Source organism: Streptomyces sp. SID5643, assembly GCF_009872555.1.
GTDB lineage: Bacteria > Actinomycetota > Actinomycetes > Streptomycetales > Streptomycetaceae > Streptomyces > Streptomyces iakyrus.
The window spans coordinates 97,512-113,826 of the sequence record NZ_WWIC01000249.1; the positions used below are offsets into that span (position 1 = coordinate 97,512).

Here is a 16,315-nt window from a genome sequence, read left to right on the forward strand (position 1 = left end):
GCTCCCAGGACGGGCCGTTCTGTGCACCCCCTGTTCCGAACGGGGGTATCCGGTCACCGGCAGGGGACATGCGCGACCTCGGCTCAGCTCGATCAACGGCTGTTCAAGACGGATACCGAGCCGAGGGTAAGGAAGGTCGATCACTCACGCGTGGGCCCGTGGTCCCAATCCCGGGCCCACTTTCGGTGACTCAACTCTCTGAGCGCGGGAAGGAGACCTCGACCCGGCGGTTCTTCTTGCGGCCGGTCTCCGTGGAGTTGTCGGCGATGGGGTACTGCTCGCCGTAGCCGCGGACCTCGTAGGTGACGTTGGAGTCGGTCAGTTCCTGGTCGAGGACGTTCTGTACGGCGTCGGCGCGTTTGCGGGACAGGACGTCGCCGTGGGCGGACGAACCGAGGTTGTCGGTGAAGCCGAAGACGCGGATCTTCGTCGCGTTCTGCGTCTTGATCTCCTCGGCGATCGCGGAGATCCGGGCCTTCGCCTCGGCGCCGAGTTTCGCGCTGTCCTTGCCGAAGAGGACCTCGGCCTGGAGGGCGAACTTGACGTCGGCGTTGGTGTCTTCTCGGCGTTCGTCGCCGCTCTGGTCCTCGACGACCTGCTTGATGTCGAGGACTTTGGGTTCGGCGAGGGTGCCGCCCTCGGGCAGCTTGAGGTCGGGGTCGTTGGCGTCGACCTCGACGGGGGCGGAGGCGGAGGCCTCGGTGCCGGGCGGGACGCCGGGGGTTTCGTCGGCGTGGGCCGACACGGCGCCGTAGATGTTCGTAGCGACCATGAGGCCGGCGGCGGTGAGGACGAGGGCGAGGCGTGGAGTCGCCGTTCGGTTGCGCGTGGGGGTCTTCATGGCCGGCCTCACCCGGAGATCTTGATGGTGCCGCTGGAGAATGTCGGCACCTGGAGGGTGACGTCGGTTGCGCTCGCGGGCGGTGCGGGGAACTGGATGAAAACGGGGATGGTCTGCCCGGACTCGATCGTGGTGAGACCCGTGGTGGTCAGCGGTCGTCCGTCGGTGTCGCGCAGCACGTAGTAGCGCTTCTTACCCTTCGAGTCCACGAGCGTAGCGCCACCGAGTGACGTGCCGTGCTTGAGGATCTCCGTCTCGTCACCGCGAAGTGCTGAGGGGATCACCAGTGAACCGGATCCGTCGTTCTTGAACTGGCCGTCCACGGTGAGGAATCCGCCCGCATCCCGCTGTGCGGACGTGATCTGAAGGAGCAAGCCGTCTTTGCCCTTGAGTTCGGTCATCGGCGCCTCGGACTTGCCCTCCTGAGCGCTCGGTGCGGACCCACGGCCCTTCGAAGCGGAGGCCGAGGTCTCCGGCTTCTTGTCGTCGCCACCGCCACCGCCGCAGCCGACCGCGCCCAGGGCCAGTCCGCCCGCCATGGTCAAGGCGACCACCCTCCTGCGGGCCCTCTCAGTGAACCGCATGCTCATCTCTCCGCTTCCTTCATCACTCGTCGTTCGCTTCTCAGTCAGCCAGGTGGACGCCGAAAAGATCCTCGGGTTCCGGAAGCTCGGTGAGATCGTCCGGTTTAAGGTCCCAGTTCTTACCGTCGCAGGTGAGGCGAGGGAGCACGTCGTCCCCCGCATCCTCGGGAAGCGGCTTGAACTCGCAGAGAGGCTCGATGACGGCCGTCGCAGTGGCGCTCGACTTCTTCTGTGCTGTTACGGGGACTATGGACTCTCCCATGGTCTTCCGCGTCTGCACGACGACCTCGTAGCCCAGCGGCACCCCGGTACCCGAACACCCCTGGACATCTGCGTCGTTCTGTCCGGCGAGCTGATACGCACGCGAGCACGGGTCGCCCACCAGTTGTACGTCGCCGTCGAAGATGTCCTGCCACTGATCGGGGTCGAGAACGGCCTCGATCCACTCGCCTGCAAGCTGATCCCGGGCTTCCTGTGCGGCAGCGAGCGCCGCGGCGTCAGCCGCCGTCTGAGCGCCTCCTCGATTCACCGTGGCCTGGCCGACCGCGAAGTAGGCGAGCGCAAGAAAGAGCAGGCCCCCCACCACCGTGATGTAGATGGGGAAGGCCTGCCCTGCGTCGCCGTACCGGCGAGGTCGCGTCAATTCCCGACCCGATTGATCAGATTCGTGATCTTGTCGAGGATCGTCGTGCCGATGCTGGTACCCGTGATCGCCAACACGATCGCCACCACCACCGCGATGATGCCCAGGTACTCGACCGCCGTCTGCCCCCTGTCGCCCGCGCGGCGGCGCATCGCCTCGGCCGTCGTGTTCTTCCAGCCGTTCACGCGGACCTTGGTCGCGACGGCGGTCTTCAGCATCAGGTCGCTCATGGTGTTCCCCTCCGGTTGCGGCTGTGTCGCCTTCGACATGAGGAACGTACGGCGGAACGCCCCGTCCGCCAGAGGGCCCGTGGGCCCAATTCCGGGCCCAATCGCCGGGGCCCAGCCGTCGGTTCTCCCCCCATCGCGTCACCGGAGGTCACCCCCGTCCCCGGTGTGCGTCGGGCGCCGTGCCGATCCACTTCGCGGCGGCTTCGGAGCGGCTGGTGCTGTGGAGCTTGGCGAAGATGCGGTTGATGTGGTTCTTGACGGTCTTCTCGCTGATGAAGCACGTGGCGGCGATCTGCTGGTTGTTCATGCCGGACGCGATGAGGTCCATGATCTCCGCCTCCCTCGTGCTCAGTTGGAACCGCGCCCTGTCGGGAGCGGCCGGGCGGCCACTCGTCCACCCAGACGAAGACTGTCCCACATGCGGTTGCACTTGCGAAAGGTTTTCTGAAGAAGTGGGCGAGGCCGAGCGGGCAGGGGAATCGAAACCCCCTGTTCGTACGGCTTCTTGAGACTGCCCATACGCCTGCGCGGAGGTGGAAATTCCGTATGCAGTCGCACTCGACGACTGGCCAAGACCCTCCGGCAGAGGCGGAGCCGGTGCCCGGTCCTGGCGGAGTCGGGCCAGCAGGGCGCCCGCCGCCGTGGGGGTGAAGTGGGCCCGGCCCTCCTTGATGTCCCGTACGGCATCGACCAGCTGATCGGCCGTGAACTCGCCGTGGACGAGGTAGCCGCCCGCCCCCCGGCGCAGGGCCTCCTGGACGATCTCCGACTCCCTGCTGTAGGTCAGCATCAGCACGGGAGCGATCTGCACCAGGTACGGCAGCGCCGAGATGCCGTCCACGCCGGGCATGCGGACGTCGAGCAGGACGACGTCCGGGCGGTGCCGGCGGGCGGCCTCGTAGGCCTGACGGCCGTCGGCGGCCTCCGCCACGACCTCGATGTCCGGGCGGCCGGAGAGCAGGGCGGTGAGACCGGCACGGACCACCGGGTTGTCGTCCGCCACGACGACCCTCAGGCGGCGGGCCGGCTGGGCCGGCGGCGGTAGCGGGAGGTCGGCGAACGGATGGTGCGGTGGCGGCTGCGGGGCGCCGGTGGGGTGGGGCGTCCGGTCCGGCATCGGGGGCCTCCTCTCGGGTCGTGGGGTCATGCGGTGGGGGTGGTCAGGGCGGCCAGGGGGAGTTCTACGCGGACCTCCGTGCCCTGGGGGTGGCCGCCGCGGCCTATGCGGATGCGGGCGCCCACGGAGGCCGCGCGTTCGACCATGCCGACCAGGCCGAAGTGGCCCGCTCTGCGCAGTTGTTCGAGGGTGGTGCCCGGCGGGAGGCCGCGGCCGTCGTCGTAGACGCTGATGCGGAGCAGGTCGCCGTGGACGCCCGCGCTGACGTCGACTCGGGTGGGGCGGGCGTGGCGGTGGGCGTTCTCCATGGCTTCCGAGGCGATCGTGAGGAGTTGGCGGGCCACCGCCGGGGGGACGGGCGGCACGGTGTGGGCGCCGGTGGGGCGGTAGACCGCCGTCAGGCCGGTGCGGGTGCTGAAGTCACGGGTGCGGGCCGCCAGTTCGACCAGGACGTCCGTGGCCTGGGACGGGTCCGATTCGCGGCGCAGGTCGGCCAGGAGTTCCCGGGATTCGGCGGCGGCCCGGCGGGCCGAGCGGGCGACCAGAGCCGCCTGCTGTCGCACCAGGGCCGGGTCCATGCGGTCGGCGTTCGCCGAGGTGGTCAGGCCGTCCGCTGCCAGGGCCACGCCGTGCAGGGTCTTGGCGACCGAGTCGTGCATCTCACGGGCCAGTCGGGCGCGTTCGGCGCTGACGGCCTCCGTCACGGCGAGCCGGGCCTGGACGGTGGTGAGGGCCTGGGTGGCCGCACCGAAGCGGAGCATGAGGTTGCGCAGGCTGGAACCGACGGCTCCGGCGATGACGCAGAGGCCGGGCAGGAGGGCGGACTCGGTGATGCCGGGGGCCGGGTCCTCCTGTGCCGCGTGGATGAGGAGCAGCAGGAGCGCCTGGAGCGAGGCGAAGACGGCCGCCCCGCGCCAGTCGTAGACCAGGCCCGCCAGGAGGGGGGTGCAGACGCTGACGTAGGCGAGGGTGCTGTCGGGGCCGGCCGCGATGAGGAGCAGGGCGCCGAAGAGGGTGTCCGCGGCGAGGAGGGAGGGATGGCGCAACAGGAGCGGGCCGAAGCGTTCCCAGTCCCTGAAGAGGACGTAGGAGGTCATGAACGTGACGACCACGGCCGCGCCGACGAGGCGGGTGGGGAGGCCGTCGTTCGCGTTGACGAGGGCGGTGGGGGTGGCGAGAGCGATCATCGCAAGGCGGAAGCCGAAGACCTGGCGGCACATGGCTTGCAGGGCGTTGACCTGGATGTCGATCGCGGGGCTCGTGGCACCGGCCGGGCCGGTGGCAGGGATCGGGCCTTCGGCCGGGCCGCTCGCGCGGCCGTCGTCGCCGGGCGCGGGCGGCTCCTGCGGGGGCGCGGCGGCATCGGGGGCAGAGCGACCGTGAGCATGCTGCCGTGGGCCGTCAGCCGTCGGCATCGGCCCCCGCACAGGGGCCTCCGCCGCAGAGCCCCGGTCCGCCTCCGCCTCTCGACGCCCGCCCCCGTTCATCTGCGCCGTCGGCCCTCCGGCCGCCTCCCATCCCGGTGGCAGCGCGGGCGTCACGGACGTCACCGGTACGTCCGGCGCGCCCGTGCGGACATGCGCCGGCAGCACCGTCCCCGCCGGAGGCGTCGTGATCTCCGGTGTCCGCTCGGCACGGCGACGGCGACGCCCCAGCAGCGCGGTCCGCTCCCCCGTCCGCTCCCCTGTCATCGGCATGACGTCGCCTCCTCCCCCTACTTGCCCGTCACGGAGCCGAAGTCCGTGCCCGAGCCGAGGATCAGGCCCGCGCCGAGCAGCAGCATCGTGGCCGGGACCATGAAGGTCGTGATCATCATCGTGGCCTTGGGGACGGCCCGGGCCGCCTTGCGGCGGGCGTTCTGCGCGTCCGTGCGGCGCATGTCCTTGGCGAGGGACACCAGCGTGTCGACGATCGGCGCGCCCAGTTCCTCGCCCTGTTGCAACGCCGTCACGAACATCGCCACCTGCTCGGAGTCGTTGCGCCGGCGCAGTTCCGCGAAGGCCTGACGGCGGCTCATGCCGAGGTCCATCTGGCGCAGGGTGATGCGCAGTTCGTCGGCCCAGGGACCCTCGTAGCGGGAGGCGACCCGGTCCAGCGCCTGGCGGAATCCGAGGCCGGCGCTCACCACGACCGCCAGGACGTCCAGGAAGTCCGGCAGGGTCCGTTCGATGACGTCCTTGCGGATGCGGATCGCCGACCAGATGCCGACCTCCGTCCAGAACGCTCCGAAGGCCAGCAGGAGCAGGGCGACCAGCAGCTGGCCCCGCATGAGGAAGACCAGGAACCCCACGGCGCCCAGGAAGCCGTAGACCGCCCGCCGCGCCGCGTACCGGTCGATCGTCAGGCCGCCGGGGTTGCCCGCGAGGTCGATCTTGCGGCGGTACCTGGCCACCTGTTTGGGGCCCATCAGCCGCAGGACCGCGGGCGCGTAGCGCATGCCCAGGCGGTCGATGACCGAGTCGACCGCGCCGGTGCGGGTGGAGCCGACCTCCAGGGCCAGGGCGAGGTCGCCGGGCAGTTTGGCCTCCGCCCGGTACATGCGGATGCCGGCGAAGACGCCCCAGACGCTGAGGCCCATCAGCAGGGCGAGGAGCAGTCCCATGGTTGCCTCCGGACTTCAGACGTCGATGCGGGACAGGCGGCGGATGAGGACGAAGCCGACGGCGTAGAGCGAGAAGGCGATGACGACCGCCCCTTGCCCGAAGGCGGAGCCGGTCATGCGGTCCAGGGCGCCGTCCTTGACCCCGTTCATGAGGAACAGGGAGCCGACGCCCAGCACCGGCACGGCGTAGGAGGTCATGCTGACCTGGGAGAGCTGGGTGCGGACCTCACGCCGGGTCTCCTTGCGTTCCTCCAGCGTCTCCGTCAGGTTGCGCAGGGCACTGACCACCTGTCCGCCGGCCCGGTTGGACAGGACCAGTGTGGTGACGAGGACGACCAGTTCGCGGGAGGGCAGACGGTCGGCCAGTTCGCCCAGCGCGTCGTCCATCGAGGCGCCGACCGCCAGCTGGGCGGAGACCTTGCCGAGTTCCTCGCCCGCCGGAGCCTCCATCTCCTCCGCGGCCATGCCGATGGCCGTGCGCAGGGCGAGGCCGGCCTGGGTGGCGTTGGCGAGGATGCGGGCCATCTCGGGAAGCTGGTTGATGAACTTCTCGATGCGCTTCTGCCGCTGCCAGTTGAGGAACTGGACCGCCACCCCGATGCCCAGGAGGCCCGCCAGGGGGCCGAAGAACGGGGCCAGGGCCGCCTGGCCGATCAGCCACAGGCCCGCGACCGTGGCGAGCATGTAGACGAAGAACTCGCCGGGGGTGATGTCCAGGCCGGTCGCCGCCAGGCGCAGTTCCAGCTTCTTGCCGAGCTTGGTGCGCCGCAGACGGCGGTCGATCCCGCGGAAGTTGCGGCGCCTGCCACCCGCCGGGATCTGGCCGGTGGCGGACAGGCGGTCGACCAGCGCCTGCCGCTGTGCCTTGCCCATGGCGTAGGAGTGCAGGCCGACGACCGCGAGGACGCAGGTCAGCAGGGTGATGCCGGTGGTGAGCGTGATGAGCTGTTGCAGTTCCATCGGTCGGTCCTACCTGGCTTCTCGGGTGGCTAGCTGGTCCGCCGACCGGGCGATGCCGAACGCCTGCGGGAGGGGCTGGCTCGCCATGTAGAGGCGGTCTGCGGTGCGGCGCGGGAGGGGGTAGTACTCGAAGGCCCCGTGGATACGGCCGTCGGAGGTCATCGGCCGGGCGTTGAAGCGGGCGACGCTGACCAGCCGGTAGGGGTCGCTGCCGTGGCTGTCCATCAGGGCGATCTCGGTGATGCGGCGGGCCCCGTCGGCGAACCTGGTCAGCTGCACGATGACGTCGACCGCGCTGTTGATCTGGTCGTGCAGCGCCACGAACGGGATCTCCACGTCCGACATCGACGCCAGGGTCTGAAGCCGCATCAGCGCGTCCTCGGCGCTGTTGGCGTGGACCGTGGCGAGGGAGCCGTCGTGGCCGGTGGACATCGCCTGGAGCATGTCGAGGGACTCGCCGCCGCGGACCTCACCGACGACGATCCGGTCGGGGCGCATGCGCAGGGAGTTGCGGACGAGGTCGCGGATCGTGACCTGGCCCTTGCCCTCGACGTTCGGAGGCCTCGACTCCAGGCGGATCACGTGGGGCTGCTGGAGCTGGAGTTCGGCGGAGTCCTCGATGGTGATGATGCGCTCGCCCTGCGGGATGAGGCCCGACAGGGCGTTCAGCAGGGTCGTCTTCCCGGTGCCGGTCGCGCCCGAGACGATGATGTTGAACTTCGCCTGCACCAGGCCCGCCAGCAGGTACAGCATGGGCTCGTCGAGCGAGCCGAGGCCGATCAGCTCCTGGAGCGTGAAGGAGCGCGGGAAGCGCCGGATGGTGAGGGTGGCGCCCGTCAGGGACAGGGGCGGGATGATGACGTTGACGCGCTCACCGGAGGGCAGGCGGGCGTCGACCATCGGGTTCGACTCGTCCACGCGGCGGTTGACCGTCGAGACGATCCGCTCGATGGTCTGCATCAGCTGGTCGTTGGAGGCGAAGCGCAACGGCAGCTGCTCGACCCGGCCGCCGCGCTCCACGAAGATCGCGTCCGGGCCGTTGACCATGATCTCGGTGATGGACGCGTCCTCCAGGAGCGGCTCCAGGATGCCGAGGCCGAGCGCCTCGTCGACCACCCTGCGGATCAGCTGCGAGCGCTCCACCGTTGACAGGACCGGGCCCTCACGGCTGATGATGTGCCCGAGCACGCGCTCCAGCCGTGCCCTGCGCTCGGCGGCGGCCAGGGAACTCATCTCCGCGAGGTCGATCTCCTCCAGGAGCTTGGCCCGGTAGGAGGCGACCATGTGGCCGTCCTCGCCCCGGTTGCCGTTCTCCTCGGGGGTGTTGATGCGTGCTCGCAGGCTCATGAGTGCGGTGCTCCTAGCTCGGTGCTCAGTGGTCGAGCGGCATCGTCGCGGTCTTGACGGCCGGGTCGAAGTCCCAGCCCGGCACGAGGGACGGGATCTGCACGGTGGCCGTCACGGTCACCTCGTCCGCGCCGAAGGAGGCGGGGCAGCTGGTCCGGTCGGCCAGCCAACTGCTCACAGCCGCCCGGCAGTCCGCCTCGTGCGGCCCCTCCAGCGACGCACTGCGCGCCCCCGTCCTGGCCGCCGTGCCCGCCTGCTGGGCCGTGTAGGCGATCAGGCCGAGCTGCACGGCCCCCAGGGCGACGATCAGCAGGATCGGCAGGAAGCCGATGTACTCGATGGCGACCTGGCCGCGGTCGCGGGCCTTGCGTGCGTACGGCATCTCAGTCCGCCTCCTCGACCGCGCCGGCGTGGCCGTGGACCGTGAACGGGAAGGACAGCGTGCCCGGGAAGAGAATCGGGACCTGGAGGTTCACGTCGGCCGTGACGTAGCCGGAGCCGCCGCAGGTCACCTCGGCGCCCGAGCGCCACGCCTCCGACAGGTGCTTGAGCCCCGCCGCCTCGCACGCGCCCTGCCGCGCGCCCGGCTCCGCCGCCGTCGCCTGCCGCACCGCCTCGTCCGCGGCGTTGCCGGCGAGCGTGAAGGTGTAGCCGACGAGGACGACCTGCCACAGCGCGATCAGCGTCACGATGATGGTCGGGGTCATGCCGAGGAACTCGATGGTGACCTGGCCCCGGTCCCGTAAGGCCGGGGGTGCGAGAACCGAGCGCATGGTCACGACTCCCTCCTGCGCCGGAAGCTTACCGGCCCGCGGCCCCCCTTGTGGCCGCCGTCCACGGCCTTGACCAGCCCCAGCTCCCCCGCCAGGCCCCACAGGGCCTGCTTGACCGAGCTCTTGTTCTCCAGTTCGTGGATCCGCCCCGCGTCCACGACGCTCTGGAGCTCCTTGAAGTTGGCGGGGACGACGGTGGCCGCGACGGCCGTGCCGGTGATCTTCTGGATGAGGGGCGGCTGGATCTCCGTGGCGCGGCTGTGCCGGTTGACGACGACGGTCGTCTCCTCGGCCTTGCGGATCTGGAGCCGGTCCCACATCCGCAAGGCCCGTTTGGCGCCCCGTACGGCGACCACGTCCGGCGTGGTGATCAGCAGGGCCCGGTCGGCCATCTCCACGGCCGCCGCCCCGGCGCCGCCGAGCTGGGCGCCGCAGTCGATGACGACGACCTCGTAGCGCGAGCGCAGGGCGCTGACGATCTGCCGGGCGGCGCGGTCGGTGACGTCCTCGCCGCGTTCCCCTTCGGCGGGGGCGAGCAGCAGGGCGAGGCCGGAGTCGTGGCGGAAGACGGCGTCGGCCAGGACGCGCGGGGAGATGTCGGTGATGGCGGCCAGGTCGACGACCGAGCGGCGGAACTGGACGTCCAGGTAGGAGGCGATGTCGCCGGTCTGGAGGTCCATGTCGACCAGGGCGGTGCTGCGGCCGGAGGCCTGGGCGGCCAGGGCCAGCTGGATGGCGGTCAGGGTGGTCCCGGCGCCGCCCTTGGCGCCGCTGACCGTGACGACGGTGCCGCCGACGCCGGTGAAGACGTCGCCGCCGGCGCCCAGGTGCCGTCGTACGCCGACGGACCACTGGGCGACCGCCTGGACGCGGCTGGCGAGTTCCTCGTAGCTGAGCGGCAGGGCGACCAGACCGCGGGCTCCGTAGTCCATGGCGGCCTGGAAGAGGCCGGGGCTCGCGTCGGAGGTGACGAGGATGACGCCGACGGCCGGGAAGCGCAGGGCCACTTCGCGGATCAGTTCCAGCGCGGGGACCGGGCCGATCCTCTCGTGGACGATCACGACCTCCGGCAGCTCGTCGACCGATTCGGCGGCCAGCCGCGCGAGGGTGTCGATGAGCTGGGTGGAGTCGACCACGGGGGCGACGGGCTCGGCGTCCGGGAGCTGGCTGAGCAGCGTCGTGACGGACCGGACCGCGTCCGTGTCACCGACTGCCGGGAGGATCCTCGTGGGCATGGCAGCCTCTCACTTGTCCTTCGCGAGTTCGTACGTCCGGTCCCGCTCGGGGACGGTGGTGTCGCTGCCGGGCGCGACGAGGGCGAGCCGGACCCGCTTGGCGAACGACTCGGCGTAGGTGATGCGCTGGGCGTCGAGGGCGGACAGCGCGAAAGTGATCGGGACGGCGTCGGTGGGCTGCTGGGTACGGTTGCCCTCGTCGGGCTTGAGCGCGGTCAGTTCGCCGACGTCGAGGACCTTGGCGTTGGTGACGATGATCTTCGACTGATCGGGGTCGCCCTCACGCGCGCCCTCGAAGGTGGCGTAGACGTTGACCGCGGCGCCGGGCGTGATCTTGCCGGCGACGCCGGTCGCCGAGTCGATCATGATGGCGACCTCCTGCTGACCGGGCTGGAGCGCCGGCCGGCGGACGATCATGTCCGACTGGAGCAGGGAGCCCGCTTCCAGCGTGGTCACGGCGATCTTGCCCTGGATCTCCCGCAGATCCGTGACCGCGTTGCCGGACAGCCACCGTTCGGGCATCTTGATCTTCTCGAACTGCCCCGTCCTGAGGGTGGTGTAGGGCGGGACGTCGGATTTCAGCCGGTAGGCGGTGACCTCGGGGCCGACCTTCGACTTCACGTCACTGATGACGGAGAGCACGCCGGCGAAGGCGCCGAGGGCGCAGACGACCGACAGGAGCAGGAGAATCACGCCGCGGCGCTGACGGGAGTTCATGAACCGGACAACCTCGTTGGGAATATCGGTCGGTCGGGCGGGATCGGAACAGTGCTGACGAGCGGTGTCAGGCCTCACCCGACGGCCGTCCGGTTCTCCAGCTGCTTGGGAGGCGGGCTGTCGTGGACGGGTGGCGTGGCCGAGCAGAACACGCACCGGTCGCCGATGACGTCGATGCCGCACCAGTGGCACTGGCTGCGCCGGACGGAGGTGACCAGCTGGTAGAGGACGGACAGGTCCGGCAGGTAGCTGCAGAACTCGACGAGCTTGCCGGTGCCCCACCAGCCGGGTGACTCGGCAGGCAACCGGGTCTCGCGCAGCCCCTGCACCTTCCAGGAGGGGGCGAGGGTGGTGGTGACCCAGTCGGACGGGAGCTGGCCTTTGGCGACAAGCATCCAGGTACCGAACTCGGGGCCGGGGAGCGCGGCTTCGGGGGTGATCCGGACGAGGTGCGGTTCGGGATGGGCCAGGACGCCGAACTGGCTGCCGGGCATCCAGGACTTGGCGTGCGACTTCAGGCCGACGGGAACGCGGTCGAGGCGGGCCACGGAGCCCAGCAGCGCGCCGGCGTGGATGTAGTGGACGAGCAGCCGGCCGGCGGAGGCGAGCACGCCGGGGCTGATGTCGCAGGAGGCGAGCTGCCGTAACTGGCGGGCCAGGACGGCCAGTCCGAGGGGCGGCAGGTCCGGCCGGAACAGGGCGATCCGGTCGCTCTCCATGAGGGAGCGCAGGGTGTGCAGCCGTCGCTGCACCGCGGTGGGCGCGGCCTGCGAGCAGACCACGATCACATGGCCGTGGTGCTCGACGAGGGCCTGCATCTCGGCCAGGACCTGCTCCAGGGGGCGTCGTTCGACGTCCCGCAGCACGACGGCGGGCAGGGTGCGTTCGTCCTGTGGTGGCAGCGCCATGTCGGCGCTGGTCACGGCAATGGCAGTTGGCACGCGCAGCTCCCCGTTTCCCCATGCCCGTCGGAACGCCGCGTGTCACTCCGGCGCACCGTGTCGACTTCACTGCGTGACTACCTCAGCACTGTAACCACGGCTCTGTGACCGGAGAACAGCGTTTGTGTAGCTGGGGAGCAACTGCCGTTGCACAAGATGCGTCAAAACGGGGCAGGTTGAGCATCTTGCCGGTCGCAAGGGCGGCCCAGGGGAGCTCTGGGCCGTCCCGGGCGGTGGACCCGGCGGGCCCTGTGTTGACGGCGGACTCCCGCTCGACCGGCCGGATGCCCGACCGGTTGGTCTGGACCTCTTGACAGCCCCTTTGGTCTGGACCATTTTCTTGTCATGTCCCCACACAAACGATCCCTGCGGTTCTGGTCGGGTGCCGTCACGGCTGCCCTGGCCCTCACTCTCACGACCGTCGGCCAGGCGAACGCCGCCGACGTCAACAACGCCAGGAACGCCGGCTTCGAGGCGGGCCTGAGCGACTGGACCTGCTCGGCGGGCAGCGGCTCGACGGTCTCCTCGCCGGTGCGCACCGGCACGGCCGCGCTGCGGGCGACCCCCGCCGGTCAGGACAACGCCCGGTGCAGCCAGACCGTGCGGGTGAAGCCCGACTCGACGTACAGCCTGGGCGCCTGGGTGCGGGGCGGTTACGCCTACCTGGGCGTCACGGGCACCGGCACGACGGACGTGTCCACCTGGACCCCGGACTCCGCCTCCTGGAAGCAGCTGTCGACGAGCTTCACCACGGGCGCCTCGACGACCTCGGTGACCGTCTACACGCACGGCTGGTACGGGCAGGCCGCCTACTACGCCGACGACGTGTCGGTCTTCGGCCCCGACGGGGGCGGCGGCACCGACCCGGGTCCCACGGTCCCGGCCGCACCGGGCGGACTGCGCGTCTCCGGCACGACGTCCTCGTCGGTGTCGCTCGCCTGGAACACCGTCGCCGGTGCCACGGGCTACACCGTCCACCGCGACGGCACCAAGATCACGGCGGTCTCCGGCACCTCGGCGACGGTGACCGGGCTGACCGCCTCCACCTCGTACTCCTTCCAGGTCACGGCGACGAACGCGGCCGGTGAGTCGCCGAAGTCGGCGGCCGTCACGGGGACCACGAACAACACCTCCGGCCCCGGCCCCGCCCTCCCCAAGCACGCGGTGACCGGCTACTGGCAGAACTTCAACAACGGCGCGGCCGTGCAGCGGATCTCGGACGTGCCCGCCCACTACGACATCATCGCGGTGTCCTTCGCGGACGCCACGAGCACGCCGGGCGCGGTGTCGTTCACCCTCGACTCGGCCGGGCTGAACGGCTACACCGTCGACCGGTTCAAGGCCGACGTGAAGGCCAAGCAGGCGGCCGGCAAGAAGGTCATCATCTCGGTCGGCGGCGAGCGCGGCACGGTGAGCGTGAACGACGCCGCCTCGGCGGCCAACTTCGCCGACAGCGTCTGGTCCGTGATGCAGGAGTACGGCTTCGACGGCGTCGACATCGACCTGGAGAACGGCCTGAACGCGACGTACATGACGCAGGCGCTGCGCGCCCTGTCCGCGAAGGCGGGCCCGTCGCTGATCATCACGATGGCGCCGCAGACCATCGACATGCAGTCGACGTCGAACTCCTACTTCCAGACCGCGCTGAACATCAAGGACATCCTCACCGTCGTCAACATGCAGTACTACAACAGCGGTTCCATGCTCGGCTGCGACGGCAAGGTCTACAGCCAGGGCACGGTCGACTTCCTGACGGCCCTGGCCTGCATCCAGCTGGAGAACGGCCTGGCCCCCTCCCAGGTCGGGCTCGGCCTGCCCGCCTCCACCCGGGCGGCGGGCGGCGGCTACGTGTCGCCGGCCGTGGTCAACAACGCCCTGGACTGTCTGACCAGGGCCACCAACTGCGGCAGCTTCAAGCCGCCGCGGACGTACCCGGCCCTGCGGGGCGCGATGACCTGGTCGACCAACTGGGACGCCACCTCCGGTAACGCGTGGTCCGACGCCGTGGGACCGCACGTGGACGCGCTGCCGTAGCCGGCGTCCCGTCGCCCTAGAGGAACTCCCCCCACGGCTGGTCCCAGATCTGCTTGACGCACAGGATCAGGAACAGCAGCCCCGCGACGGCGAGCATCACGTTGCTCACCGGGCCGTTGCGCCACTCGCGGGGCGTGCGGGGGGAGTTCAGGAGCCAGATCAGCGTGCCGGCGAGGAAGGGCAGGAAGGCCGCGCCGAGGACGCCGTAGATGATGATCAGGCGGAAGGGCTGGCCCTCGAAGAGCAGGATCATCGGCGGGAAGGTCAGCCAGAGCAGGTAGGCGCGGAACGGCCAGGAGCGCTCGCGCGTCCCCGAGGCAACCTCCTCGCCCTTGGCCTGGCCCCGGCCCGTCAGGCGGGCCACGAAGTCGGCGAACATCAGGCTCACGCCGTGCCAGACACCGATCAGCGAGGTGAAGGACGTGGCGAAGAAGCCGATGAGGAAGAACTTCGCCGTGGCCGAGCCGTACTCCTCCTCCAGGATGTCGCCCAGCTGGATGAGGCCCTTGTCGCCGCTCGCGATGGCGATGTTCGCCGAGTGGAGCAGCTCCGCGCCGACGAACAGCATGGCGATGACGAAGATGCCGGTCGTGGCGTAGGCGACGCGGTTGTCCAGCCGCATGACCTTCATCCAGCCGGTGTCGGTCCAGCCCTTGGCGTTGACCCAGTAGCCGTACGCCGCGAGCGTGATCGTGCCGCCCACGCCGCCGATCAGGCCCAGCGTGTTGAGGATCGAGTCCTTCTCGTCCGGCAGGACCGGCAGCAGTCCGGCGAAGGCGTCGGGGATGTTCGGCGTGACCCGGATCGCCAGGTAGACCGTCACCACGAACATGATGCCCACCAGGACCGTCATGACCTTCTCGAACACCGCGTACTTGTTGAACCAGACGAAGACCAGCCCGACCAGACCGCAGGCGATGCCCCACCATTTGAGGTCCATCACGTCGGGGAACAGCGCCTGAAGCGGCAGCGCGCTCGACGACATCGCCGCCGCGCCGTAGACGAAGCCCCAGACGACGACGTAGACCGCGAAGAACCACGTCGTCCAGCGGCCGAGGCTGGCCCAGCCGTCGAACAGGGTGCGGCCCGTGGACAGATGCCAGCGGCCCGCAGCCTCGGCCAGGGAGATCTTCACCAGGCAGCCGATGACCGCTGCCCACAGGAGGGTGTAGCCGAAGTTGCTGCCCGCGATCAGCGTCGCGACCAGGTCACCGGCGCCGACACCGGTCGCCGCGACGACGATGCCCGGGCCGATGTACTTCCAGCTCGCCTTGCGCATGGGGGGTGGCTGGGGAGCCTCATGGTCCGTGGTGTTTCCCGTGGTGTCCGCCATGCAGGTCAAGTAAGCCCAAAGGCGCCCGCGGGACAAGAGGGCCTGACCGGATCTTCACCCGATGCCCGTAGGACACCCTGCCCGGTCAGGCCCAGCGGCGGCGTCACGGCTGTCGCCGACCACAGCCGTCCGCCCCGCACGTGCCGAGCTCGAACCACACGGTCTTGCCCGGCCCGTCCCGGTGGCAGCCCCAGCGCTGGGCGAGTGCGTCCACCAGGAACATTCCACGGCCGCTCTCCCCGGCGGCGCCCGCGTCCAGCACCCGCGGCACGCGGCGCTCGCCGTCGGCGACCTCGCAGCGCAGCACGCCGTGCGCGGCGAAGAGCGTGAGCCGGAAGCGGCTCCCGGCGTGCACCAGGGCGTTCGTGGCCAGTTCCCCGACGAGCAGTTCGGCCACGTCCGCGACCTCACCGCGCTCGGCGAGCCCCCACCCCTCCAACTGCCTGCGGACCTCCGCGCGTGCCTCGCGCACGGCGGCGGGCCGGGGTGCGTACTCGACCCGCAGGTGGCCTGCTCCCAGCGGTGGTTGCGGAAACGGGCCGTAGCGGGCGTCGGGGTCGGGGAGGTGCCGCCCGGAGAGTTGCAGCATGGGTCCAGGGTGGTCCCCGGGGGCGGTCCTGCGCAGGGGGAGGACTACCCGATCCCCTACCTGCTTGTGCAGGTGGAAGCCCCCCGGAGGCTATGCGTACTGGAGGCGGACGGTGGCTCCCCCGGCGTCGTCGCGGATGTCGACATAGGCGCAGACCTGACGCGCGTACCACAGCCCCGGCCCCGGTTCGGGGCCGGCGGCCGGCGGGACGAAGCCGGCGAGCGGGTCGTCGAGGCGCCGGGCCGAGCGCAGTTCGCAGACGCAGGCGGGGGCCTCGCCCCACAGCAGGGCGGCACCGCCGAGGGGCGCGAGGGCCGCCGCGGTCTCCGCCACGGCGGCGGCGAACAGCTCGGCGTCGGCGGCGGGCAG

The 16,315-nt window shown here is 70.5% G+C and carries 17 protein-coding genes and 1 pseudogene; 1 reads left to right on the forward strand and 17 read right to left on the reverse strand.

The window, feature by feature from the left end; genetic code table 11:
• Window positions 1-190: 190 nt before the first annotated feature.
• The 14 genes from GTY56_RS27530 to GTY56_RS27600 all read right to left on the reverse strand — a co-directional run bounded on the left by GTY56_RS27530 (window position 191) and on the right by GTY56_RS27600 (window position 11,957).
• Entirely contained in the window at window positions 191-841 is a 651-nt protein-coding gene (locus tag GTY56_RS27530; RefSeq protein WP_161368001.1) for an OmpA family protein, read from the reverse strand.
• Window positions 842-849: 8 nt separating this feature from the next.
• Complete coding sequence (locus GTY56_RS27535; RefSeq protein ID WP_161368002.1) at window positions 850-1,431, reverse strand: hypothetical protein; 582 nt, start codon at window positions 1,429-1,431, stop codon at window positions 850-852.
• 34 nt (window positions 1,432-1,465) lie between these two features.
• On the reverse strand, window positions 1,466-2,068 hold the full coding sequence (locus GTY56_RS27540; protein WP_161368003.1) for a pilus assembly protein TadG-related protein: 603 nt from the start codon (window positions 2,066-2,068) through the stop codon (window positions 1,466-1,468).
• Window positions 2,065-2,298 carry a Flp family type IVb pilin gene (locus GTY56_RS27545; RefSeq protein ID WP_161368004.1) on the reverse strand — a complete coding sequence of 78 codons (234 nt, stop codon included), beginning with the start codon at window positions 2,296-2,298 and terminating at the stop codon, window positions 2,065-2,067. The genes GTY56_RS27540 and GTY56_RS27545 overlap by 4 nt, the downstream gene beginning before the upstream one ends.
• 148 nt (window positions 2,299-2,446) lie before the next feature.
• Window positions 2,447-3,415, reverse strand: coding sequence for a response regulator transcription factor (locus tag GTY56_RS27550; RefSeq protein ID WP_161368005.1), 969 nt, complete (start codon window positions 3,413-3,415; stop codon window positions 2,447-2,449).
• 26 nt (window positions 3,416-3,441) lie between these two features.
• Entirely contained in the window at window positions 3,442-5,112 is a 1,671-nt protein-coding gene (locus tag GTY56_RS27555; RefSeq protein WP_237525058.1) for a sensor histidine kinase, read from the reverse strand.
• A gap of 17 nt (window positions 5,113-5,129) precedes the next feature.
• The gene (locus GTY56_RS27565; RefSeq protein WP_161368006.1) at window positions 5,130-6,017 is read right to left on the reverse strand and encodes a DUF5936 domain-containing protein; all 888 of its coding nucleotides are present in this window, start codon (window positions 6,015-6,017) and stop codon (window positions 5,130-5,132) included.
• Between the two features lie 15 nt (window positions 6,018-6,032).
• On the reverse strand, window positions 6,033-6,977 hold the full coding sequence (locus GTY56_RS27570; protein WP_161368007.1) for a type II secretion system F family protein: 945 nt from the start codon (window positions 6,975-6,977) through the stop codon (window positions 6,033-6,035).
• A 9-nt stretch (window positions 6,978-6,986) separates the two neighbouring features.
• Window positions 6,987-8,324 (reverse strand): TadA family conjugal transfer-associated ATPase, encoded by a 1,338-nt coding sequence (locus GTY56_RS27575; RefSeq protein ID WP_033311235.1) that lies wholly within the window; start codon window positions 8,322-8,324, stop codon window positions 6,987-6,989.
• 25 nt (window positions 8,325-8,349) lie between these two features.
• Entirely contained in the window at window positions 8,350-8,706 is a 357-nt protein-coding gene (locus tag GTY56_RS27580) for a TadE/TadG family type IV pilus assembly protein (protein ID WP_161368008.1), read from the reverse strand.
• 1 nt (window position 8,707) lies between these two features.
• Window positions 8,708-9,097 (reverse strand): pilus assembly protein, encoded by a 390-nt coding sequence (locus GTY56_RS27585; protein ID WP_161368022.1) that lies wholly within the window; start codon window positions 9,095-9,097, stop codon window positions 8,708-8,710.
• A 2-nt stretch (window positions 9,098-9,099) separates the two neighbouring features.
• Window positions 9,100-10,332 (reverse strand): CpaE/TadZ family protein, encoded by a 1,233-nt coding sequence (locus tag GTY56_RS27590; RefSeq protein WP_161368009.1) that lies wholly within the window; start codon window positions 10,330-10,332, stop codon window positions 9,100-9,102.
• 9 nt (window positions 10,333-10,341) lie between these two features.
• A complete protein-coding gene (gene cpaB / locus GTY56_RS27595) occupies window positions 10,342-11,049 on the reverse strand; it encodes a Flp pilus assembly protein CpaB (RefSeq protein ID WP_161368010.1) in 708 nt (235 codons plus the stop codon).
• A 74-nt stretch (window positions 11,050-11,123) separates the two neighbouring features.
• Window positions 11,124-11,957, reverse strand: coding sequence for a hypothetical protein (locus tag GTY56_RS27600; RefSeq protein WP_161368023.1), 834 nt, complete (start codon window positions 11,955-11,957; stop codon window positions 11,124-11,126).
• A 378-nt stretch (window positions 11,958-12,335) separates the two neighbouring features.
• Here GTY56_RS27600 and GTY56_RS27605 point away from each other — a divergent pair, with 378 nt between their 5' ends.
• Complete coding sequence (locus GTY56_RS27605; RefSeq protein WP_161368011.1) at window positions 12,336-14,024, forward strand: chitinase; 1,689 nt, start codon at window positions 12,336-12,338, stop codon at window positions 14,022-14,024.
• 16 nt (window positions 14,025-14,040) lie between these two features.
• On the opposite strand, the gene GTY56_RS27610 is transcribed toward GTY56_RS27605, so the two are convergent.
• The 3 genes and pseudogenes from GTY56_RS27610 to GTY56_RS27620 form a co-directional block, all read right to left on the reverse strand.
• Window positions 14,041-15,357, reverse strand: a complete 1,317-nt coding sequence (locus GTY56_RS27610) for an Nramp family divalent metal transporter (RefSeq protein ID WP_161368012.1) — start codon at window positions 15,355-15,357, stop codon at window positions 14,041-14,043.
• Between the two features lie 103 nt (window positions 15,358-15,460).
• Window positions 15,461-15,946 carry an ATP-binding protein gene (locus GTY56_RS27615; protein WP_161368013.1) on the reverse strand — a complete coding sequence of 162 codons (486 nt, stop codon included), beginning with the start codon at window positions 15,944-15,946 and terminating at the stop codon, window positions 15,461-15,463.
• A 90-nt stretch (window positions 15,947-16,036) separates the two neighbouring features.
• Window positions 16,037-16,315: pseudogene (locus GTY56_RS27620) on the reverse strand (MEDS domain-containing protein); the annotation flags it as partial.